This window comes from Bacteroidales bacterium (assembly GCA_041671145.1).
Classification (GTDB): Bacteria; Bacteroidota; Bacteroidia; order Bacteroidales; family JAHJDW01; genus JAQUPB01.
The window spans coordinates 13360-37148 of sequence record JBAZBZ010000031.1 but is presented as its reverse complement, the minus strand read 5'-3'; the positions used below and the strand labels follow the sequence as shown (position 1 = coordinate 37148).

At 28.9% G+C, this 23789-nt stretch carries 22 protein-coding genes; all 22 read left to right on the top strand.

The genetic code is table 11. The annotated features are described in order from the left end of the window. Positions 1 to 186: 186 nt before the first annotated feature. The gene (gene ribD / locus WC223_10080; protein ID MFA6924587.1) at positions 187 to 1239 is read left to right on the top strand and encodes a bifunctional diaminohydroxyphosphoribosylaminopyrimidine deaminase/5-amino-6-(5-phosphoribosylamino)uracil reductase RibD; all 1053 of its coding nucleotides are present in this window, start codon (positions 187 to 189) and stop codon (positions 1237 to 1239) included. A gap of 281 nt (positions 1240 to 1520) precedes the next feature. Then, a complete protein-coding gene (locus WC223_10075) occupies positions 1521 to 2387 on the top strand; it encodes an EamA family transporter (protein MFA6924586.1) in 867 nt (288 codons plus the stop codon). 115 nt (positions 2388 to 2502) lie between these two features. Further along, complete coding sequence (locus tag WC223_10070) at positions 2503 to 3114, top strand: YigZ family protein (protein ID MFA6924585.1); 612 nt, start codon at positions 2503 to 2505, stop codon at positions 3112 to 3114. Positions 3115 to 3455: 341 nt separating this feature from the next. Continuing rightward, entirely contained in the window at positions 3456 to 4883 is a 1428-nt protein-coding gene (gene dnaA / locus WC223_10065) for a chromosomal replication initiator protein DnaA (GenBank protein ID MFA6924584.1), read from the top strand. Positions 4884 to 4968: 85 nt separating this feature from the next. Next, entirely contained in the window at positions 4969 to 6351 is a 1383-nt protein-coding gene (locus tag WC223_10060) for an SBBP repeat-containing protein (protein MFA6924583.1), read from the top strand. Between the two features lie 148 nt (positions 6352 to 6499). Then, complete coding sequence (gene nadE / locus WC223_10055; protein ID MFA6924582.1) at positions 6500 to 7291, top strand: NAD(+) synthase; 792 nt, start codon at positions 6500 to 6502, stop codon at positions 7289 to 7291. Positions 7292 to 7302: 11 nt separating this feature from the next. After that, complete coding sequence (locus tag WC223_10050) at positions 7303 to 8289, top strand: SDR family oxidoreductase (protein ID MFA6924581.1); 987 nt, start codon at positions 7303 to 7305, stop codon at positions 8287 to 8289. A 36-nt stretch (positions 8290 to 8325) separates the two neighbouring features. Then, positions 8326 to 9567 carry a glycosyltransferase gene (locus tag WC223_10045; protein ID MFA6924580.1) on the top strand — a complete coding sequence of 414 codons (1242 nt, stop codon included), beginning with the start codon at positions 8326 to 8328 and terminating at the stop codon, positions 9565 to 9567. Between the two features lie 161 nt (positions 9568 to 9728). Then, the gene (gene neuB, locus WC223_10040; protein ID MFA6924579.1) at positions 9729 to 10775 is read left to right on the top strand and encodes an N-acetylneuraminate synthase; all 1047 of its coding nucleotides are present in this window, start codon (positions 9729 to 9731) and stop codon (positions 10773 to 10775) included. Beyond that, positions 10768 to 11382 carry a NeuD/PglB/VioB family sugar acetyltransferase gene (locus WC223_10035; GenBank protein MFA6924578.1) on the top strand — a complete coding sequence of 205 codons (615 nt, stop codon included), beginning with the start codon at positions 10768 to 10770 and terminating at the stop codon, positions 11380 to 11382. The genes neuB and WC223_10035 overlap by 8 nt, the downstream gene beginning before the upstream one ends. Next, positions 11379 to 12248, top strand: coding sequence for a TIM barrel protein (locus tag WC223_10030; GenBank protein ID MFA6924577.1), 870 nt, complete (start codon positions 11379 to 11381; stop codon positions 12246 to 12248). The genes WC223_10035 and WC223_10030 overlap by 4 nt, the downstream gene beginning before the upstream one ends. Then, positions 12229 to 13647 (top strand): aminotransferase class I/II-fold pyridoxal phosphate-dependent enzyme, encoded by a 1419-nt coding sequence (locus WC223_10025; GenBank protein ID MFA6924576.1) that lies wholly within the window; start codon positions 12229 to 12231, stop codon positions 13645 to 13647. Before WC223_10030 ends, WC223_10025 begins: the two co-directional genes overlap by 20 nt. Next, on the top strand, positions 13647 to 14366 hold the full coding sequence (locus tag WC223_10020) for an acylneuraminate cytidylyltransferase family protein (protein MFA6924575.1): 720 nt from the start codon (positions 13647 to 13649) through the stop codon (positions 14364 to 14366). Before WC223_10025 ends, WC223_10020 begins: the two co-directional genes overlap by 1 nt. Continuing rightward, a complete protein-coding gene (locus WC223_10015; GenBank protein ID MFA6924574.1) occupies positions 14363 to 15349 on the top strand; it encodes a Gfo/Idh/MocA family oxidoreductase in 987 nt (328 codons plus the stop codon). The genes WC223_10020 and WC223_10015 overlap by 4 nt, the downstream gene beginning before the upstream one ends. Beyond that, the gene (locus WC223_10010; GenBank protein ID MFA6924573.1) at positions 15333 to 16643 is read left to right on the top strand and encodes a glutamate-1-semialdehyde 2,1-aminomutase; all 1311 of its coding nucleotides are present in this window, start codon (positions 15333 to 15335) and stop codon (positions 16641 to 16643) included. The genes WC223_10015 and WC223_10010 overlap by 17 nt, the downstream gene beginning before the upstream one ends. A gap of 150 nt (positions 16644 to 16793) precedes the next feature. After that, positions 16794 to 17564, top strand: a complete 771-nt coding sequence (locus WC223_10005; protein ID MFA6924572.1) for an oxidoreductase — start codon at positions 16794 to 16796, stop codon at positions 17562 to 17564. A 41-nt stretch (positions 17565 to 17605) separates the two neighbouring features. Beyond that, positions 17606 to 18778, top strand: a complete 1173-nt coding sequence (locus tag WC223_10000) for a hypothetical protein (protein MFA6924571.1) — start codon at positions 17606 to 17608, stop codon at positions 18776 to 18778. Beyond that, on the top strand, positions 18775 to 20241 hold the full coding sequence (locus WC223_09995) for a lipopolysaccharide biosynthesis protein (protein ID MFA6924570.1): 1467 nt from the start codon (positions 18775 to 18777) through the stop codon (positions 20239 to 20241). The genes WC223_10000 and WC223_09995 overlap by 4 nt, the downstream gene beginning before the upstream one ends. 20 nt (positions 20242 to 20261) lie before the next feature. Beyond that, positions 20262 to 21029: a class I SAM-dependent methyltransferase gene (locus tag WC223_09990; GenBank protein MFA6924569.1), complete on the top strand. Its 768-nt coding sequence runs from the start codon at positions 20262 to 20264 to the stop codon at positions 21027 to 21029. Between the two features lie 19 nt (positions 21030 to 21048). Beyond that, a complete protein-coding gene (locus tag WC223_09985; GenBank protein ID MFA6924568.1) occupies positions 21049 to 21465 on the top strand; it encodes a hypothetical protein in 417 nt (138 codons plus the stop codon). Next, positions 21458 to 22588, top strand: a complete 1131-nt coding sequence (locus WC223_09980) for a DegT/DnrJ/EryC1/StrS family aminotransferase (protein MFA6924567.1) — start codon at positions 21458 to 21460, stop codon at positions 22586 to 22588. Before WC223_09985 ends, WC223_09980 begins: the two co-directional genes overlap by 8 nt. Next, a complete protein-coding gene (locus WC223_09975; protein MFA6924566.1) occupies positions 22588 to 23787 on the top strand; it encodes a glycosyltransferase family 1 protein in 1200 nt (399 codons plus the stop codon). The genes WC223_09980 and WC223_09975 overlap by 1 nt, the downstream gene beginning before the upstream one ends. Positions 23788 to 23789: the final 2 nt, after the last annotated feature.

Below are 23789 nucleotides of genomic sequence, written 5' to 3'. Positions count from 1 at the left end.
ATTAAGCATATCGTTACTTGATAAAACACCAGTGAAAGAGCTTATCAATAAACCTTATCATCAAAATGTCAAAGAACTTTTATATAGTCAGTTAAAAATGTTTTAATTTTTATGGTACGCTAATGATAATAAATAAAAAAACAAAAATACTAATTGAAATTAATTAATTAACATTAATTTTGGTTTGTGATTAATGACGAAAAATATATTAAAAGATGTATTGAACTTGCCGCAAACGGACTCGGCAATGTTGCTCCAAATCCAATGGTGGGTTGTATTATTGTCAATAACAATACTATCATTGGCGAAGGTTACCACGTGAAATATGGCGAATCGCATGCCGAAGTGAATGCAATTAATTCCGTTAAAGATAAATCACAGCTAAAAAATTCAACCTTATATGTAAACCTCGAACCATGCTGTCATTTCGGCAAAACACCACCTTGCACAGAAATAATTTTAAAATATAAAATTCCAAAAGTTATTATTGGCACAACCGATTGTTTTATTAAAGTAAATTGCAAAGGCATTGAAATGCTTATAAAAGCAGGTGTTGACGTAAAAGCAGGCGTTCTCGAAAATGAGTGTAAAGAATTAAATAAAAGATTTTTTACATTTCACGAAAAAAAACGTCCATATATTTTTTTGAAATGGGCACAGACCACTGACGGTTTTATTGATGCAGAAAGAAACCCGCAAAACATTGGTTCACCTGTGTGGATTAACGATGAAATAACAAGATTACTCGTTCACAAATGGCGTTCAGAGGAACAGGCAATAATAATAGGAAGAGTAACCGCTATCAATGACAATCCTAAATTAACAACAAGGGAATGGAAAGGAAAAAATCCTTTAAGAATAGTTCTTGATAAAAATCTTGTTCTTAATGAAAACCTTAATTTACTTGATGGCTCCACTCCCACTCTTGTTTTTACTTCAATATCAAAATCTGCCAGAAAAAACACAGAGTATGTATTGATTGATTTTTCAAAAAATGTACCCGAAGAAATAATAAAGGAATTATTCAAAAGAAATATTCAATCGTTAATTATTGAAGGAGGTAAAATACTTCTTGAGTCATTTATAAAGGAAAATTTATGGGATGAAGTGTGCATTTTGATTGGAAATAAAAATTTCGGTAAAGGACTCGAAGCCCCGAAAATAAAAGGAAATTTGATTTCAGAAAGTTTTTCGGAAAATGACAAATTGTATTTTTATAAAAATAATCAGATAAAATAAGTTTGTGGTTTAATATAAACTTTATATAAAAAAATATAACACCGTTAATCAATTATAATTCTTTGTGTCCTTCGTGAAATTTTCTTTGCGAACTTTGTGGTTATCTTTTTTTTACCACAAAGAACACAAAGTTTTACACAAAGCTCAGAAAGTTTAAAATATGGATTAATTGCAATCATTATTTAAAAAAAACTCTAAGTACTTTATTTTACATGATTAAAACTACAAACCACAAACCCTTTAAGCTTTAAGTATTTTAGGAATATAAAATAAATTAACCCATGTTATATGTGCTCCTTGCCATCATCACATCAATGGCAATAATAATTTTATTCAAATTATTTGAAAAGTTTGGCATAAGCATTTTTCAGGCAATAATTATAAACTATCTGATTGCAATAATTTTTTGCGTTGCTTTTTCAGACATAAAAATTAATTTAATTTCAATTACCGGCACAAGTTGGTTTAAATATGCATTACTTAATGGAATATTATTTATTCTCATGTTCAATATTTTCGGGATATCCACACAAAAAGCGGGCATTTCCGTTTCAGTGATATCAAGTAAAATGTCAATAATTATTCCTGTAATTTTCGCATTTATTTATTTTAATGATTCCGTTAATTTGCTCAGAATTGCCGGAATATTTCTTGCCCTTATTGCATTCTACCTTGCATCTGTAAAAAACAGAAGCAACAAAAAAATCTCAATGCCACTTTTTCTTTTACCGTTGGTTTTATTTGCAGGCAGCGGAATAAACGACACTTTACTAAATTATGTTATGCTTAAAGAATTAGAAAAAAACGAACTGCCATCATATCTTTTAGCTGTTTTCATAATAAGTTTTTTTATCGGAGCAATCATCACAATATTTTTGGTTTCAACAAAAAAAATTAAAATCACTTTAAAAAATATTTGCGGAGGAATAATACTCGGAATATTTAATTTTTATTCCACATATTATTTTATGAAAGCCATTGGCTCGCGAAAATTCGACAGCTCGGTTTTCTTTCCGCTTTTTAACTCAACTATTATTTGTTTATCGGCATTGGCTGGTTTGTTGTTCTTTCATGAAAAACTTTCGAGAGTTAATTTAATTGGATTAATTTCTGCAATAGCCGCAATATTTTTGGTTGCAAATTCATAAAAAATGTTTGTAGTTTGTTGTTTGTAGTTTTAGCAGAAATTATTTTAAACACTAAGCCCTACGCCCTTGGCAAAAAAAAATTTAGCAGCTTAATTAAGACAAAATATTTAAACAAATGTTTTCCGACGATACATATAAAACGATTAAAAAAAAATCAGAAGGAATTTTTAAAGACAGAGGAAGTAAGTTTTTATCTTTTGCTTATCCTGTATCTTCAGTTGAAGAAACAAAATCAATAATAAATGAAATCAGAAAAAAACATCATAGTGCGAATCATAAATGCTATGCTTATGTAATAGGTTACAAAAAAACGATACAAAAAGCCAGTGATGACGGCGAACCAAGCAATACAGCAGGCAAACCGATTTTAAATCAAATAACATCAAACGATTTGACAAATGTGCTCATTGTAGTTGTTAGATATTTCGGTGGTTCGTTGCTTGGAATAAACGGCTTAACAAAAGCGTACAGAAATGCCGCCGCCGATTCAATAGAAAAAGCCGAAATAATAACTCAAACAATAAATGAAAATTTTAAAGCAACTGCAAAATATGAATTTTTAAATGACTTAATCAGGATATTTATTGAAAATAAAGTCAAATACGAAGTGAGCTACTCAGAAACAAATTGTGAAATAAAATTTTCAATAAGAAAAAAATATTCTGAAAGCATTGTATTTTCAATAAAAAAATTTGCTGATAACATTGAATCCCTTGGAAGTAAATAAGAATATAAATTACAAAAAAAATATCCGACAGGATTTATTGATAATAGTACAAAGAAAAATGAATTATTTTTTTTGGAAAATGGATTTTAATTTTCTTAACATTGCAAAAAATATTTTTCACCATAACATATAAAAATACTTTTATATATGCCTTTTAGTTAATGTATTTTTTTTAAAAAAACAAGACAAAAAATTTTTTTTTAATTTTATTTTTTTTTAATATTTGTAAAAATAAATTTTGATTAGATAGTTGATTTAATTTACAGCATAGAAATCCCGTTTAATTTAATCAAATTTTAACCAATTCTGAGTCATGAATTAAAAATTACTTATAGCAAATAATGGAAAAGGATTTTGTAAAAGCTTGGGATAATTGCTTAAAGGTTATACAAGATAATATAAACCTGCAGAGTTTTAAAACTTGGTTTGAACCAATCAAACCACTAAAATTAGAAAACGATGTATTGACAATTCAGGTTCCCAGTCAGTTTTTCTATGAATGGTTGGAAGAACATTATATCACACTTTTGAGAAAAACGATAAAAAAAGAACTTGGAAATGAAGGACGGCTGGAATACAGTATTGTAGTTGACAATACTTTGAGCAAATCACCGGTTACAATTAAAGTACCGACAAAAAACTCAAAGGAACTAAAAAACCCGCCGATAGCTCTGCCTGTAAATATTAACGAAGATAATACTATACGCAATCCTTTTATTATTCCCGGATTAAAAAAAGTAGAGGTACACTCTCAACTTAACCCTATATACTCTTTCGATAATTTTGTTGAAGGCGACTGCAACCGACTCGCGAGAGCTGCAGGACTTGCAATAGCAAGTAATCCTGGCGGCACTTCTTTTAATCCTTTATTTATATACAGCAAAGTTGGCTTAGGAAAAACTCATTTAGGACATGCTATAGGAATTCAGATAAAAAATAATTTTCCGAATAAAACAGTAGTATATGTTGAAACAAATAAATTTGTTCAACAATACGTTGACGCAACAAGAAACGGACATCATAACGATTTCATTCATTTTTACCAGATGCTTGATACATTAATATTAGATGACGTTCATTTTTTGTCGGGAAAAGAAGGAACACAAAATATATTTTTCGATGTTTTTAACCATCTGCACCGTTCAGGAAAGCAAATAATACTCACATCCGACAAGCCGCCGGTTGAAATACAAAATATCGAACAACGTTTGCTCTCGCGATTTAAATGGGGCTTGGCTGCCGACCTTCAACCTCCCGACCTTGAAACCCGCATCGCAATATTTGAAAAGAAAATATATAACGAAGGTATTGAAATACCGCATGATGTAATTGAATATCTTGCAACGAACATAACAACAAACATTCGTGAAATTGAAGGAGCATTAATATCATTAATTGCCCAGTCAACTCTTAATAAAAAAGCCATAAATCTTGCCTTAGCCAAACAGGTGCTTGACGTTTGCGTTAAAAAAAGTGCAAGAGAAATCAATATTGATTATATCCAGAAAATAGTTTGCGAATATTTTAATGTACCTCCCGAAATGATTGGCTCAAAAACACGTAAAAGGGAAGTTGTACAGGCACGCCAAATCGCAATGTATTTTTCAAAAAGCTTTACTAAACTATCTCTTGCCATGATAGGATTACATTGCGGAAACAAAGACCATGCAACCGTTTTACATGCATGCAGAACCGTAAATAACTTAATGGAAACCGACAGGCAATTTAAAAACTACATTGAAGAAATTGAGAAAAAAATCAAAAATTAATCATAATTATATTCTAAAAAATTGTTTTATTTAAAATAATTTATATATTTGAGAACTTTTTTAAAAACATTTAATCTTTAAAACTATGAAAAAATTATTTCTATTGTTGGTTGCATTAGTGGTTTCAACCGGTATATTGTACGCACAGGACAAAAACCAAAACTGCTGGGAAATTATAAAACAGGCAGGCGGACATGATGTTGATTTAGGTTATTCAATAACCCTTGACGATGCAGGAAATGTATTCATCGTTGGACGTTTTTCAGGAACAGCTTATTTTGACAAAGATTCAATCATAAGCAGTGGCGATTATGATGCCTTTTTAGCTAAATATGACATTAAAGGAAACCTCGTATGGGTAAGACACGGCGGAGGTATTGATGACGACAGGGCATATAGTGTTGCTACTGACAGCAAAGGCAATATTTATGTCGGAGGTATAATTTCAAATCAGGCAGCATTTGATAAAATAAAAGTATCAAGCGCAGGAGCTTCCGATGCATTTCTTGCAAAGTACGACCAGAACGGCACAGTACAATGGGTTAAAAGAGTGGGCGGCAGCAGCGATGATGAAGCAAGCGGTATTGCTGTTGATACTTATAATAACGTTTATCTGACAGGATTTTTCAAATCAACGGCACAATTCGGAAACTTTAATTTAACATCAGCAGGTGCAAAAGATGCATTCATCTGCAAATTCGACATACAAGGAAATGTTGTTTGGACAGAACAAATTTCAAGTAAAGAAGATGTTGAAAGTTATACTGTTGCCTGCGATGGTGCTGGTAACGTATTTGTTGTCGGCGATTTTAAAGGAACTTTGCATAGCGACGATTTCCAAATGACTACAATTGGTGATTTCGACATATTTTTGATAAAATATGACCAGAACGGCAATACAATGTGGGCAAAACAAGCCGGCGGAAAAGATTACGACGATGTATTTGGCGTTTCCGTTGATAATAACGGAAATTCGTATATGACAGGACGTTTTACCGATACTGTTTCTTTTGGCGGAACATATGTACACAGCGTTGGAAATGAAGACATGTTCCTGACAAAATATGACCCAAAAGGTAATGTAGTATGGGCAAGAACTGCAGGTAGCAGAGGAACGGAAATTGCAACAGAATGTGCTGCCGATGCAAACGGTAATGTGTATGTAACAGGAATATTCCAAAGCACTTGCAATTTTGACAAATATTCAGTTACAAGCGCCGGAATAAATGATATCTTTGTTGCAAAATATGATTCTAATGGAAATCTAACCGGATTAATACGGGGTGGAGGCAAAGACATTGAAAGTGCCGAAAGTATATTTTTAGATAAAAAAGGAAACGTATATATCTGCGGCGAGCTAAAAGGAAATGCAGTTTTTGGAACTAAAACACTTACAAGTTTGGGCGGTTATGATATATACTGGGTAAAACTTTCATGTATTCCGCTGCCAACAACAAAAAGCAAATAGAAAATTTAATTTATAACTTTTAAAAAGCTGTCATAATATTTGACAGCTTTTTTGTTTTAAAAATATTCAATATAAATTTTCCCAATTAAAAGATTAGTACTAATTTTGGGGCAATTTCACCATGCATTGAACAGAACTTATAAAAATTATGAACTGCAAAAAAGTTACAAAATATATTACAAACTGGCTGATAAAAAAATTAAACACATCAAAACAAAAAGGATTTGTTATCGGCATATCCGGTGGAATTGATTCAGCCGTTACTTCTGCTCTTTGTGCCGGAACAAATTTTCCTGTTATAGTTTTGAGTATGCCTATTTTTCAAAACAAAGAACAATATGAGCTTTCCATTGAACACATAAATTGGCTGAAAAAGAAATTTAAAAATGTTTCTTCACATACAATTGACATGTCAGGTGTTTTTTCGGAGTTGATTGGTAATTTACCCGAAATTGCAAAAGGAGAACTTGCTTTAGCAAACATCCGTTCCCGTTTACGAATGGTTACACTTTATGCTTTTGCCAATACAAATAATTACCTTGTATGCGGCACCGGAAATAAAATTGAAGATTTCGGTGTTGGCTTTTTTACAAAATATGGCGACGGCGGCGTTGATATTAACCCTATCGGCGACCTTTTAAAATCGGAAGTATATGCACTCGGAAAGTTTCTTGATGTGCCAATATCAATTCAAAAAGCAGCACCAACAGACGGTTTGTGGGAAATTGACAAATGCGATGAAGAACAAATCGGAGCAACTTACAATGAACTCGAATGGGCAATGAATTATTGCAAAAAAAATAAACTTAATTCTTTACCTGAAATTAAAAAAAACAAGCTGACTAAAAAACAAGTTGCTATTTTAAATATATATATTACGCGGCATAATTGCAATAAACACAAAGTAAAAGTGCCCGATGTTTGTAAAATAAAATTATAAAAAAAATTAAAATGTACGAAAAAAAATATCACGAGGAAGATTTAAACCGGTATTCATTTCTTGTAACAGGCGGAGCAGGATTTATCGGTTCTAACATTGTTGAATATTTAGTAAAATACGATGCGCCTAAAATCACTGTCATTGACAATTTGTCGTCCGGGTCAATTGAAAATATTAAACCCTTTATGAATTTAAAAAATTTTGAATTCATAAATGCCGATATTAAAAATTATAATTCTTGCCTAAAAGCATGCAAAAATGTTGATATTGTTTTTCACGAAGCCGCTCTTTGTTCTGTTCCCCGCTCAGTGCAAAATCCTGTTGCCACTAACGAATCAAATGTCAATGGTTTTGTAAATATGCTTTTTGCAGCAAAAGAATCAAAAGTAAGACGTTTTATTTATGCCAGTTCTTCTTCGGTTTATGGAGATAATAATACATTACCGAAAAAAGAAGAAATAACGGGCAATCCGCTGTCTCCTTATGCAGTTTCAAAAATTTCAAATGAATTATATTCAGGAGTATTCAGAAAGATTTATGATATGAATATTGTAGGTTTAAGATATTTTAATATTTTCGGACCACGTCAAAATCCCGATGGACCTTATGCTGCCGTAATTCCTATTTTTATTACCGCATTGTTAAATAATATACAACCGGCAATAAATGGCGATGGCGAACAAACCCGCGACTTTACTTTCATTGAAAATGCAGTTCAGGCAAATATTAAAGCTGCCTTTTCCGATATTACAGAGTCAAAAGGAAAAGTTTTCAATATTGCTTGCGGCAGAAAAACATCAATAAATAAACTTTATGAGTTAATAAAAAATTTAACCGCTTCCTCCATTTTTCCTGTTTATAACCCCGAAAGAACAGGAGATATAAAAAATTCTTATGCCGATATCAACAAAGCACAAAAATTAATCAATTACAACCCTGAGATAGAACTCGAAACAGGATTAAAAATAACTCTCGATTGGTTCAAAAGAAAAATGTAATGTCCGACATTTTATATCGATAGTTTATTGAAAAAAATGGAAAAAAGAAAATTATATTTATTCACCGATTCATTTCCTTACAGCAAATATCGTGAAGATTCATTTCTTTCATTTGAAATTATTGCACTTGCAAAGTATTTTGACTTAACTATTATACCATCATGTACAGAAGGTGAGATAGCAGAAACACCCGAAATAAAAATTGAAACAAATTTTGCAAACTGCCTTAAAGCAATAACAAAAAAACATTTAATTAAAAGAGTATTTATAGCAATTACATCAGTTCTATTTTTAAAAGAAATATGCGGAAACATAAAAAATATTTTAAGTTTATATAAACTAAAATTATTATTAACTGAAGCATACAACATTCATGTTATACACAAATGGCTTGAAAGTTACCTCAAGAAAAATAATGTATCAGAAGCTGTTTTATACACATATTGGTTAAGTACAAAAACACTTGGATTAGCTCTTTTGAAAAAAAACAATAAGAAAATAAAAGTTATAAGCAGAGCACATAGAATTGATTTATATGAAGAACTAAGTAAATTTTTACCTTTCAGAAAAACCACTCTCAATTACATTGACCGACTATACCTCATATCCGACAATGGTTATAATTATATTACAAAAAAATATCCCGAAGTAATAAAGAAGTGTGAAGTTTCAAAATTAGGAGTAAAAAAAACAGAATTTCTCTCTTACGGTTCAAAAGACGGAATTTTCAGAATTGTATCGTGTTCGGCAATTATTCCGGTTAAAAGAATTAAATTAATTGCAGAAAGCTTGGTTTATCTGGCATCTGAACTAAACAATATGTATTTTGAATGGTATCATATAGGCGAAGGTGAATTGAAAAGTGAAGTAGAAGAATACCTAACAAACAACAAAAAGTCAAATTTAAAATTCAAATTTTTGGGTTTTTTGAAAAATGAGGAAGTGTTCAACTTTTACAAATCAACACCTATTGATGTTTTAATAAACGTCAGTTCATCCGAGGGTGTTCCTGTATCGATTATGGAAGCACAAAGCTGTGGTATTCCGACTATTGCAACCGATGTAGGAGGAAGTTCAGAAATTGTCAACAGCAACAATGGCATTTTGTTAAGTTCAAATCCCGATAAAATAGAAATAGCAGAAGCCGTAAAATATTTAATTAACAATAAAAACATTGTTGCAAAAATGCAAAAATCATCATTTGAAAACTGGGAAAATAATTATAATGCTGAAATTAATTATGATAACTTTGCAGAAAGTATTTTTAACCTCAAATAAATTCGAAAACCAAAGAACTATCCGGTTCATAATTTTCAGGATAAGAAAAAAACTGTAATTTTGAGGTATCCTTATTATAAAATTAAGTATTTGTTATATTTAGCAAAACAAAATACGAAAAAGATATAAAGCTCAAATATAACTCAAACAAAAACCTTAAAATGAATTTTAATAAAACAATAAATATTTCGGATAAACAAATTTCAAAATCAAGTCCTGTTTTCATAATAGCGGAAGCAGGAGTAAATCATAACGGAGATATTAATATCGCTAAAAAACTAATAGATATTGCAGTTGAAGCAAAAGTTGACGCAGTTAAATTTCAGACATTCAAAACAGAAAAACTAATATTAAAAGATGTAATTAAAGCACAATATCAAACCAAAACAACTAACAAAAAGGAATCTCAGTATGAAATGCTGAAAAAATTAGAATTAACTTTGAATCAAAATCTGGAACTGTATAATTATTGTAAGAAAAAAAAAATTATATTTTTAACAACTCCTTTTGATGAAGATAGTTTGGACGAACTTGATAAAATAAATTTACCTGCTTATAAAATAGCTTCAACAGACATTACTAACCTTCTTTTTCTTAAAAAAATAGCACTAAAAAATAAACCTCTTTTACTTTCCACTGGAATGTGTTATTTGTCGGAAATAGAACTTGCATTAAATGAAATTTATCCTTTTAATAAAAATATTATTTTATTACAGTGTACTGCAAATTATCCGATTAATGACAACGAAGTTAACCTAAATGTTCTCAAAACTTATATGGATAAATTCAATATTTTAGTTGGTTATTCTGACCATTCCATCGGTATCGGTGCCGCACCTTACGCCGTTTCAATGGGAGCTAAAATTATCGAAAAGCATTTTACTATTAATAAAAAGATGCAAGGACCCGACCATAAAGCATCATTGACACCTGAAGAATTAAAGCAATTTGTTAAATCTATAAAAAAAGCAGAAACATATCTTGGAACAGAAATAAAAAAACCAACATTATCTGAAATTAAAACAAGAAAGTCATTACAGAAATGTTTAGTTGCAAATAAAAACATAAAAAAAGGTGAATTATTTACAGATAACAACATAGTTGCTAAAAGAACTGGTGGAATTGGAATTTCTCCTATATTATATAAAAATTTAATAGGACACAAAGCAAACAAAAATTATAAAAAAGACGACATAATTAATGAATAAAGAAATTGTTATTTTAGGTTCAGGAGGACATACAAGGTCCCTAATTGTCATATTAGAAAGTTATGGTTTTTTAATAAAAGGCATATATGATAATTCTTTTGATATAAAAAATAAAGAATTTATAAACGGCTATGAATTAGTTGGAAAAATTGATGCCATTAAAGAAGAATATAATCTGGTGTTATCAATAGGTGATAATGTACAGCGAGAAATATATTTTGAAAAATATTACAAACAAATTGCTAAAGACAATTTAATACATCCAAAAGCTCTGATAGAAAAAAGAGTTGATATAGGTTGCTCAAACCAGTTTTTTGCAAACATTTACATCAATTCTAATGTTATTATCGGCAACAATAATATAATTAATACAAGTTGCATAATAGAGCATGAAGCAATAATTGGTAATCATAACCATATTTCAATAGGAGCTGTATTATGCGGAAGAGTTAACATAGGCAGCTGTTGTTTTATAGGAGCAGGGGCAGTTGTAATTGACAAAGTTAAAATATGTGATAATGTTATTGTTGGTGCCAATTCAGTTGTTATAAAGAATATTACTGAACCGGGCACTTATGTTGGTAATCCGGTGAGGAGGGTAAAATGATATTTATTTCGACTTCTTGTGTTAAACAAAAACATATAAATGAATCTATCATCAAGCTTGTTCAGAACGGATTTAAAAATATTGAATTATCAGGTGGAACAGAATATTATCTTAATATTGTTGATGATTTAATAGATTTAAAGAAAAAGTATAATATTAATTATATTTTACACAATTATTTCCCCCCACAGAAAGAAAATTTTGTTTTAAACTTAGCTTCATTAGATGAAATAATTTTTGAAAAAACAATATCTGCTTTAATAAACTCAATTAAACTATCAAAACTATTATCAATTGGTAAATTCGGATTACATGCGGGTTTTCTTATTGACATAAGCACTGATGATATTGGCAAAAGAATTACCTTTAGTAAATTGCTTGATAAAGATAAAGCCCTTGAACGCTTTTGCATGGGATGGGAATTGATAAAAAAAGAAGCTGATAATGTAGAATTATATATTGAAAATAATGTTTTATCTTTATTAAATTATAAAAATTTCAACGAACAGAATCCTTTTTTATTAACAAATACTGATGAATATTTAGAATTAAAAAAACAAATAAATTTTAATTTGCTACTTGATATTGGGCATTTAAAAGTTTCATGCAACACTTTAAATCTTAATTTTTATAAAGAATTAAATTCATTGTTTTCAGAAAGCAACTATATTCATTTAAGCGATAATAATAAAACCGAAGATGAAAATAAATTAATTTTAGAGAACAGCAATATGTGGAATTTACTTAAAAAGTATAATTTTGCAGGTAAAACAGTTACTTTAGAAATAAATAATAACATTGAGAATATTAAAAAAAATTACGAATTAATAGAAAATAAAGTTTCTTATGACAAAAATGCTCTGTAATATAAATAAAATCTTATTAGATGTTTTGCAAGTAATAAACGAAAACGGCAAAGGGATAGCGTTTATAGTAGATGACAGGAATAAACTTCATGGAATTTTAACTGATGGAGATATAAGAAAGTTATTACTGGAAGGTTGCAAGTTGCAAGAACCAATAAAAAATTTAATAAATAAAGATTTTATTTATGCTTTTTCTAATGAAAATCCTCTGGATGTCATAGGTAAAACAAATGATAAAATAAAAATAATACCTATTATTGATGAAAACCATAATTATGTAGATTTTTTCGAATTCTCAAATAGAATACATATTCCTATTGCAAGTCCATTATTGAACGGCAATGAGCTAAAATATTTAACCGATGCATTTTTATCAACTTGGATTTCAAGTGCGGGAAAATATATTGACTTGTTTGAAAATGAATTTTCAAAATTTTGCGAATGCAAATATGGTATTGCCGTTTCAAACGGAACTGTTGCATTGCATTTAGCATTATTAGCATTAGGAATTGGGAAAGGAGATGAAGTAATAGTACCTGATTTAACTTTTGCTGCAACAATTAATGCAATATTACACTGCAATGCCACACCAGTAATTGTTGACATCGAAAAAGACAGCTGGTGCATTGACCCTCTTGAAATCGAAAAAGCAATAACTCCGAAAACTAAAGCCATTATACCTGTACACATATACGGACAACCATGCGATATGAATTCAATTATGAAAATAGCAAAAAATCACAAATTGTTTGTTATCGAGGATTGCGCCGAAGCACATGGAGCAAGATACAATGACAAAAAAGTCGGTTCTTATGGTGATATCGGCTGTTTTTCATTCTTTGGAAATAAAGTAATAACAACAGGTGAAGGTGGAATGTGTGTTACTAATTCACAAGAACTTGCAGAAAAAATTAGAATTCTCAAAGACCATGGAATGAGTAAAACAAAAAAATATTGGCATGACGTTATCGGATATAATTACCGAATGACCAACCTTCAGGCTTCAATTGGCTTGGCACAATTAGAAAGAGTGAATTTTATTTTAGAATACAGAAAAAAAATCGAAAATGATTATATAAGATTACTTTCTGAAATAGATTTTATTGAATTTCAAAAAAACAACCTTCCAAAAAGAGAGAAAATAACGTGGATAGTAAGTGTGCTAATAAAATCAGGAAATCGAGATACTTTATTACAACGCCTTATGGAAAAAGGCATAGACGCGAGACCTTTCTTTTACCCGTTAAGCAGTATGGATATTTATAAAAAATTTGTTTTCAGCAATAAAATATGTAAAGAAATTGCAAGTTCAGGAATAAATTTCCCAACAAATTCAAGCGTAAATAAAAAGATTATAGAAAAAATAAAAGAAATTATTTTATCAAATCAATTAATTTAATGTTTAATAATAAAAAAATTCTTGCGATAATTCCTGCAAGGGGAGGCAGCAAAGGGTTACCATGTAAAAACATAAAACCATTACATGGTAAACCTTTAATTGGATGGACAATTGAACAAGCAATTGCCAGCAAATTTATTGATAGAATTTTTGTTTCTACTGAAGATAAGAAAATAGCTGATGTTTCAAGAAATTTTGGAATATCTATTCCTTTCCTGAGACCATCTGAATTAGCCCAAGATGAATCTCCTGTTTCAGACGCAATTATTCATTGTTTAATTTTTTTTGAAAAATTAGATGAATTTTTCGATTATTTATTGCTTTTAGAACCCACCTCTCCTTTAAGAAAAAAAGAAGATATTGATTCTGCAATAGAAAAGTTAATTACAAATCAGAATGCCGATTCACTTGTAAGCGTTGGAGAAGTTCATACAGAACATCCGATGATAATTAAAAAAATTAATGATAAAAATTTTGTGATTCCTTATGTTGATAATATGCCAAAAATTTATCAGCGACAACAAGCGGACAAAGCATATTTCCCTTATGGAGTTATTTATATAAGCAAAACATCTTCATACAAAAAAAATAAAACTTTTTACACAGAAAAAACAATTCCATTTTATATTGAAAGATGGCAAAACTATGAAATTGATGACAACATTGATTTTATATGTATCGAAAATATTTTAAAACTAAAATCTGAAGAAATAGCATGAGATTTTTAATTATCGGATTGGGTTCAATGGGCAAACGACGAATACGATGCTTGAAAGCATTGGGATTTAATGATATTATTGGATTCGACCCTCGAATTGATAGAATTGATGAAAGTAATGCAAAATACAAAATCGAAATCACAAATAATTTTAATAGTATTGATTTAAAAAAAATTAATGCTTTCATTATTTCTACTCCTCCTGATAAACATACAGATTATATAAATATTGCTATTCAAAACAAAAAACCTGCTTTTGTTGAGGCAAGTGTGGTGATTGAAGGATTAGAAGAATTAAACAAAACCGCAAAATCAGAACAAATTTTTATTGCACCTTCTTGTACTTTACAATTTCATCCTTTAATTAAAGAAATTAAAAAAACAGTTAATTCAAATAAATATGGTAAAGTAACAAATTTCACTTATCATTCCGGAAATTTTCTTCCTGATTGGCATCCATGGGAAAAAGTTTCTGATTTCTATGTTTCAAACAGAAAAACCGGTGGAGCAAGAGAAATAGTCCCTTTTGAATTAACATGGATTTGCGATATTTTAGGAATGCCAAATGATATAAAAGGATTTTTCTTAAAAACAACAAATGTAGGCGCAGATATCGAAGACACTTATGCATTTACAACGAAATATAATTCTTATGCGGGTTCAATTATAGTTGATGTTGTTTCACGTTATTCTATAAGAAATCTTATATTGAATATGGAAAATGGGCAAATCATCTGGAGATGGGATAATAGCTATTTTGATTTATATGAAGTCGAACAGAAAAAATGGTTGAGATTTAATCAACCCGAAGGAAAAGCCGAAGCAGGATATAATAAAAACATAATTGAAGAAATGTATATTGACGAAATTTCTTCTTTTATAAATCATTTAAATACAAAATCAATATTTCCAAATTCATTAGATAAAGACATAGAAATACTTAAACTTCTTAATAAAATTGAAAAAAGTGACGGAGGATTTTAACATGAACTTTAGTGAAAAATTAAATTACCTTATTCCCGGAGGCGCTCATACATATAGCAGAGGCGACGACCAATATCCGGAAAATGCACCATCGATATTAACAAAAGGAGAAGGATGTTATGTTTTTGATACCGATGGAAATAAACTTCTTGATTATGGAATGGGATTAAGAGCAGTAACAGTTGGCTATGGACATAAAGAAATTTCAGAAGCAGCAATTGAGGAAATATTTAAAGGCAATGGATTAACACGAGCATCATTAACTGAATTAAAAGCAGCAGAATTAATCACGAACCTGATTCCTTCAGCAGACATGGTTAAGTTTGGAAAAAACGGCTCAACGGTAACCTCAGCTGCAGTAAAATTAGCCAGAGCTTATACAAATAAAAAATATATAGCACGTTGTAATAACCACCCATTCTTTTCTTATGACGATTGGTTTATAGGCGATACTCCTCTTAAAAAAGGCATACCGAAAGAAATATATAATTTAACAATTCATTTTAATTATAATGATATTTCTTCTCTTGAAAAATTATTTGAAAAATACAAAAATAACATTGCTTGTGTTATTCTTGAACCGATGGTTACAGAAGAACCAAAAGATAATTTTCTTCAAAAAATAAAAGAACTCTGTCAAAAAAATAATTCGATTTTTATCTTAGACGAAATGATTACTGGATTCAGATGGCATCTACAAGGCGCTCAAAAATATTTTAATATCGAAGCTGACTTAACAACATTCGGAAAAGGAATGGCTAACGGATTTTCTGTTTCGGCACTAACAGGAAAAAGAGAAATAATGAATTTAGGGGGAATAAAAGAAGATGGTGCAGAGAGGGTATTTTTAGTATCAACTACACATGGAGCAGAAATGTGCGGGTTAGGAGCTTTTATAAAAACCGTTGAATTATATAAAAAATTAAATATTGTTGAACATATATGGAACTATGGAAGAAAAATGATTGACGGAATGAACACGATTGCAAAACAATATGGTATTGAAAAATATTTTTATGTAGAAGGATATCCTTGTTCTCCAAATTATGTTTGCAAAAACAATAAGGAAGAAATTTCTTTAGCTTTTCGAACTCTTTTTGCTCAGGAAATGATAAAGTCAAAAATACTTATTCCATGGATAGCCCTTAGTTATTCGCATACCGACAGGGAATTAGAAATAACATTAGAAGCAACTAAAAAAGCATTAAAGGTATATTGCAATGCATTAGAAGAAGGTTATGAAAAGTATTTGATTGGAAAAATAATTAAACCCGTTTTCAGACAATTTAATTAAAGTTTGTTCAGAATGTCCGATTTCTTCGTTACTCTTGTTTTACAAATCAGTCAATTACTATAGTAAACTCCTGATTTGTAAAACTTCAAAAGCATCGAACTCGAACATTCTGAACCAAACTCTCGAATACATGAACAAACACTAATTAATATGATAGAAAATAAAATAGTTGTAGTTGCCGGCGGTGCAGGATTACTTGGCAAAGAATTCTGCAAAATAATAATCAAAAATAATGGTATCGCTGTTATCGCTGATTTTGATGAAATTTCAGGAAATAAAGCAATGCGGGAAATCAAAGCGGAAACAAAATCAGAGAATGTTTGTTTTTATAAATTAGATATTACATTAAAAGAAGAAATAAATAATCTAATAAAAAAACTCAGTAAAGATTTTGGGAAGATTGATGCTTTGGTTAACAACGCATATCCCAGAAATAAAAATTATGGCAGAAAACTTACAGATGTTGAATATGCAGATTTTTGCGAAAATGTGAATTTGCATTTAGGAGGATACTTTCTTATGATGCAACAATTCTCAGAGTATTTTAAGAAACAAAGATATGGAAATATTATAAACATCTCATCAATATATGGAGTTTCTGCACCACGTTTTGAAATTTACAATGATTCGGAAATGACTATGCCTGTTGAATATGCAGCAATCAAGTCAGCAATTATTCATTTAACAAAATACTTTGCCAAATATTATAAAGGAACAAACATTAAATTTAATTGTATCAGTCCGGGAGGAATACTTAATAACCAAAACCCTTCTTTTATAAAGCAGTACAATGAATTTTCTTTAAATAAAGGAATGCTTGATAAATCAGATATTTCCGGCACATTATTATTTTTGCTTTCTGATATGTCAAAATATATTAACGGACAAAATATTATTGTCGACGATGGATTCGTTTTATAATTTAGTGTTAAGATTGGGTAACAAATAATATTAATTATTAAATGAATATTGAAGAAAAAAAGCATTACTATTTTTATTGTTGCATTGAAAACGATTTACTAATCAATGCCGGTATCAGTCAAATTATAAAACTCACAAATCCTAAATCATTTAATACATTATTAGTTACTTCACATCCCCGTATAATTAATAAATTTTCGAAATATTCTCAATATTTTGACGATGTAATACAACTGCCTTTTTGCAGTTTTTCAAAAAATATTTTTTATGAATTAAGAAAAGCAAATAAGCTTATTAAATCTTTAAAAAATATTGAGTTCAATAACAACAGTATTTTATTTATGTTCGACATTTATGATTTTGCTGATTTAATTGTTTACAAAAAAATTAAAGAAAACAGAAACACGAAAACGGCCATAGTTACAGCATTTGAAAGAGATGAATTAAACCCTAAAAGCAGAACTATTGTTTTAAAAGGCACAATTTTAAAGTCATTTTATTCGCTTTTATTTACACGAAAATTATTTTATGAATATAAAACAAAAGATTCACAATATGATGGCATAAATTATTTTCTCGCTAAACCGGATATTCAAATATGTATTAATAATTCCAATTACAGGACAAAAGCAAAAGCCATTTATAAAGAAATACCTTCGCCTTCTGTTTTATTAAATTCAAATAACTTTAATAACATTATTGAGGGTAATGACGCAATAATTATTTTTATTGAAAGTTCTGTTGTATCAAGATTACGTGATTATTGGAATATTTTAAATAAAATTATAAATAAATTGAAAATAAATAATAACAACATTTACATTAAAGACCACCCCAATTCAAAAATCACTAATTATACCGAACTAATTGGAAATGATATTAAAATAATTGACAGTAAGGTTCCTGCAGAAGAATTGTTTATTAAACATAGTGAAAATATTTCATCTGTTTTTGCTCATGGCTCAACTGCATTAATCACAGCATCATGGTTTGGAATTAAAGGATATGATTTAACTTCTTTATTCTCTTTTTCAAAATCCATGATTAATCGGTTTAATAAATTTTTAGAATTAGGTGATAATATTTCATTAATTGATAATATTAACAAACTTGATAATATAAAAAAAGGAAAAACAAATCCCAAAATTGATAAAAATCATATTATTAGTAAATGGGCAGAAGTTGTTAAATCCATTGACAAAATAAAACAATGAATGAATCAAGTATAAAAACCACATCTTTAAAATCAGTAAAATGGGTTAGCTTGGGTATTCTTTTACCTAAGTTATTCGCTCCTTTAATTACAATTCTTTTAACCATATACTTATCTCCTAAAGATTTTGGAATAGTAGCTATATGCGGTGTATTCATTGGTTTTTTTACGATAATTCAAGGTCTTGGAATTACTGAATATATTATAAAAGACCAGGAAATTGATGACGAAAAACTTAATACTGCTTTTTTTACAAATGTTTTTCTCAGCATAATAATTTATTTAATATTTCTGGTTTCTACTCCTTTAATATTTTATATTTATAAAGAAGAAATATTGCTGAAAATATTTCCTATTTTAAGCTTTACAATAATTCTTGACTCAATAGGAAATGTTCATTTATCATTGTTAAGAAAAAAAATGAAATTCAGGCAAATCTTTTTTATTAATTTTTATCCTATTTTAATCTCAATAATAATTATTCTCCCACTTGCTTATTATGGAAAAGGCGTTTGGGCTCTTGTAATAGGTAGCTTGGCAAAAAGTTTGGTTATAAATATTCACTATATTATTTCTTCAAAATGGATACCTAAATTTCAGTATAACAAAAATAAACTTAAAGAAATGTTTCATTTCGGAAAGTGGGTGATTATTGAAAAGGCACAAGAAAGCATTTATCTAAACATTGATATTTTACTTTTAGGTTATTTCGGTAATCTTTCAATAACAGGTATATATTCATTAGCAAGAAATTGGATATGGATTGTTTACGGAATAATAAATGGACCATTAGCTAATATTGTTTATCCTGCGGTTAGCAAGATTCAAAACTCAATTGAAAAGTTAAAAGAAACCATTTGTGAAATATTACATAGAATAATATTAATTAATTTACCAGTAACAATTGGACTTTCAATAGTTTCATATATTCTTTTCCCTTTAATTTTTAAAGAAAAATGGAATGGAATATCCGAAATTTTTGCAATTCTTGTAATTGGAGAAGGCGTATCAAGAAATATGGGTGTTCAAAGGGATTTATTTAAAATTATTAATCGTCCTGATATTTATCCTAAATATTTTTTTATAAACATATTATTTGCATTAATTACATACCCGATAGCAATTAAATATGGTATTATTACCTTTTGTTTTATCAGAATATTAAATGATTTTATTTATACATATATTCAAATTATTCTAACATCTAAATTATTTAAAATAAAATTTAAGGATTATTATAGAATTTCATTTCACACCATATTATCTACTTTAATTATGGGTTCATTTTTATTAATTATTATATTTGTGGCAAAACGGACTAATATTATTAATGATTACTTCCTGAGTGCCATACTTATATTAGCAGGTATTTTGGTATATTCTTTTTCAATAAGATTATTTGAGTTTACTGTTTATAATAAAATAATAAATGAACTTAAAATTATAATTGGTTTAAAAAAATAAAGAATTTAAAATAAATAAACATGAATATTTTTAACAATTACGCTGAGTTCTATGATGCATATTATTCAGAAAAAAACTATAATGCTGAAATAGATTTCATTTTAAAACTTGCAAATAAAAATGGGCTTTTAAACCCGAAAAACGTTCTTGACATTGGATGTGGAACAGGCGGACATATAGTTCCATTAGCGCAAAAGAAAATTTTTGTTAAAGGATTTGATTTATCAGAAAACATGATAGATTATGCAAAAAACAAAATCCAAAAAGAGAATTTACAGCAATACAGTAAAGTAGAGATTGGTAATGCAATAGATTACCGCGATAATAATAAGTACGACTTGGTTATTGCCATGTTTGCCGTAATGGGATATTTAAATAAAACCGAAGATATTTTATCTGCAATTGAAACAGTTAAAACGCATCTAAATCAAAATGGATTGTTTATTTTTGACTTTTGGTTTGGTCCGGCTGTTTTGCATAATTTACCCGAAACCAGAATTCAGGAATTTGAACTTAATAATAAAAAAATTATTCGCTTAGTGCAGCCCGAACTTAATGTATTGGAAAATACTGTAACTGTTAATTACAAAATGATTAAATTTAATTCCGAGAATTCTATTGAACAATCTTCAGAATCTCATAAAATGAGATATTTTTTTATTAATGAATTAGGTTATTTTTTTAATATCAATGGGCTTAAAATAATAGATATATGTCCTTTTATGGAGTTAAACAAAAAACCTAACATTAATGATTGGAATGTTACAATTGTTGCTAAACAGAAATAAAATTATTAACAAAAAAATCATGCAAACAATAGAAATAAAAAACGAAGAAGAACTTCTGGCAATAATTATACCTTTTGAATTCAAAAAAGAAGGTATTGATTTTTTCACGCCTAATGATTATTCTCAGCAACTTGCATATATGAATCATCCTGCTAATCACAAAATACAACCACATAAACATAATAAAGTAAGCAGAGAAGTGCATTATACTCTTGAAACTATTTTTGTAAGAAAAGGTAAAGTAAAGGTTGATTTTTATTCTAATAACGAGAAATATATTTGCAGTTATGAAATAAAAACCGGAGATGTAATTTTATTAGTTTCAGGAGGACATGGTTTTACGATGCTTGAACAAACTGAAATGATTGAAGTAAAACAAGGACCTTATGCCGGCGAAAATGATAAAATAAGATTTAAAGGAATTGAAAATGAGTAATAAATTTATCCCTGTTTGCGAACCATTTTTAAACGGAAATGAAGAAAAATATGTTTTAGATGCTCTTCAAACCGGTTGGATTTCATCCGCAGGTAAATATATTCCTGCTTTTGAAGAAAAATTTGCCGAATATATTGGAGTAAAACATGCAATAGCTGTTACTAACGGAACAACTGCTCTGCATTTAGCTTTAGTGGCTTTAGGAATAAAAAATGATGACGAAGTCATAATACCCAATTTTACAATGATTGCAAGTGCTTTTGCAGTGTGTTATACGGGAGCAAAACCTGTGTTTGTTGATGCCGAACCAATAACGTGGAATATTGATACTAACCTGATAAAAGAAAAAATAACAAAAAACACAAAAGCTATTATGCCTGTTCATATTTGGGGACATCCTTGCAATATGAACCCAATTATTGAAATAGCAAAAAAATATAATTTAAAAATCATTGAAGATGCGGCTGAATCTCATGGCGCAACATATAACAACATAAAATGCGGAGCATTAAGTGATATTTCTTGTTTTAGTTTTTTTGCAAATAAAATAATAACTACAGGTGAAGGTGGAATGGTTCTAACAAATAATGATGACTTAGCCGAGAAATGCAGATATTATAAAAATCTATGTTTTCCTTTAGATGGCAAAAGAAACTATCAACATAACCACATCGGATTTAATTACCGAATGTCAAACATTATTGCTGCTATTGGTTTAGCACAAGTTGAAAAAATTGATTATTATATCGAAAAAAGAAGGACAAATAATGAATTATATAAAAAGAATTTATCTGATACTCCTGAATTAATATTTCAGCCGGAAGAAAGCTATGCAAAAAATGTTTACTGGATGAACTCAGTTGTTTTAAATAAAGAAAAAACAAAAATCGACAGAGATACATTAGTTTTTAAATTAAAAGAAAAAGGTGTTGATACAAGATTGTTTTTTACAGGTATGAATAAACAAATTTCCTTAAAAGAATACGGATGTATTCGTGATAATGATTATCCAGTTTCGGACTATCTTACGCAAAACGGTTTTTATTTACCTTCATCCTCACATTTAAATGAAGAAGATATTGCTTACATTTGTGGTGTAATTAAAGACATTATTAAAAATTAATGACACCTCAGAAAAATATTGGAATTTATTTATCATCGGAACCTAAGGATGGAGGAAAATTTCAATACTCAATGTCTATCCTTGAAGCACTTGCATTTCCGAATAAAAATTTTAATGTAACTGCATTTTATCTTGATGAAAATTGGAAAAAATATATTCCTAATAATATAAATAAATTCCATATTAAAATATCAAAATTTTACCTGATAATAAAAATAATTAGAAAAATTATACTTTTCTGCCCTCTCGGAATATCAATATGGAGAAAAGTTGGAAAACTGATTGACTCAAAACAAATATGTTTTTTCAAAAAAAACATTGAATTAATTCTTTTCCCAGGAAACGATTCTCTTTCATATTTAACCACAAAAAAAACAATTGCCCCTATCCATGATTTAATGCACATTTATGAGAAACGGTTCAAAGAAGTTGGAAGTAAAAAAACTTATAATTCCAGAGAAAAATATTATAAAAATGTGTGTAAATATTCCAAAGCGATTTTTGTTGATTCTGAATTAGGGAAAAAACATGTTTTGGAAAATTATAAAGTGAATTATAGTAAAATTTATGTTGTGCCTTATAATGCCCCTTCATATGTTTCCGCCAATAAAGAAAATAATGATGAATTATTAAAGTCATATAATTTACCTGATAAATTTATTTTTTACCCTGCTCAATTCTGGGAACATAAAAACCACAGAAACCTTATAAAAGCAATATTTTTGTTAAAAAAACAAAACTTAATAATAAATGTTGTTTTGGTAGGAAGTATGATTAAAGAATTTGAGTATGTTTATAAAGAAGCACTAAGCTTGATATCAAATTACAAGCTGAATAGCCAAATTTATATTTTAGGATACGTTAATAATGAAGAATTAGTGCAATTGTATAAAAGAGCTATTGCATTGATTATGCCTACTTTTTTCGGACCCACAAATATTCCTCCTCTTGAAGCATTTGCATTAGGATGCCCTGTATTGACTTCAAATATTTATGCAATTCCCGAACAAGTTGGTAATGCTGCTTTATTATTTGACCCTAATGATTATGTTGATATAGCTGAGAAAATTAAAATTATTTATAGTAACATTGAGCTTAGAAACAATTTAACTAAATTAGGAAATAAAAGAAGCATTTTATTTTCACAAGAAAAATCAAATAACAAAGTAAATAAAATTATTTTTGATTTATTAAAATAAGA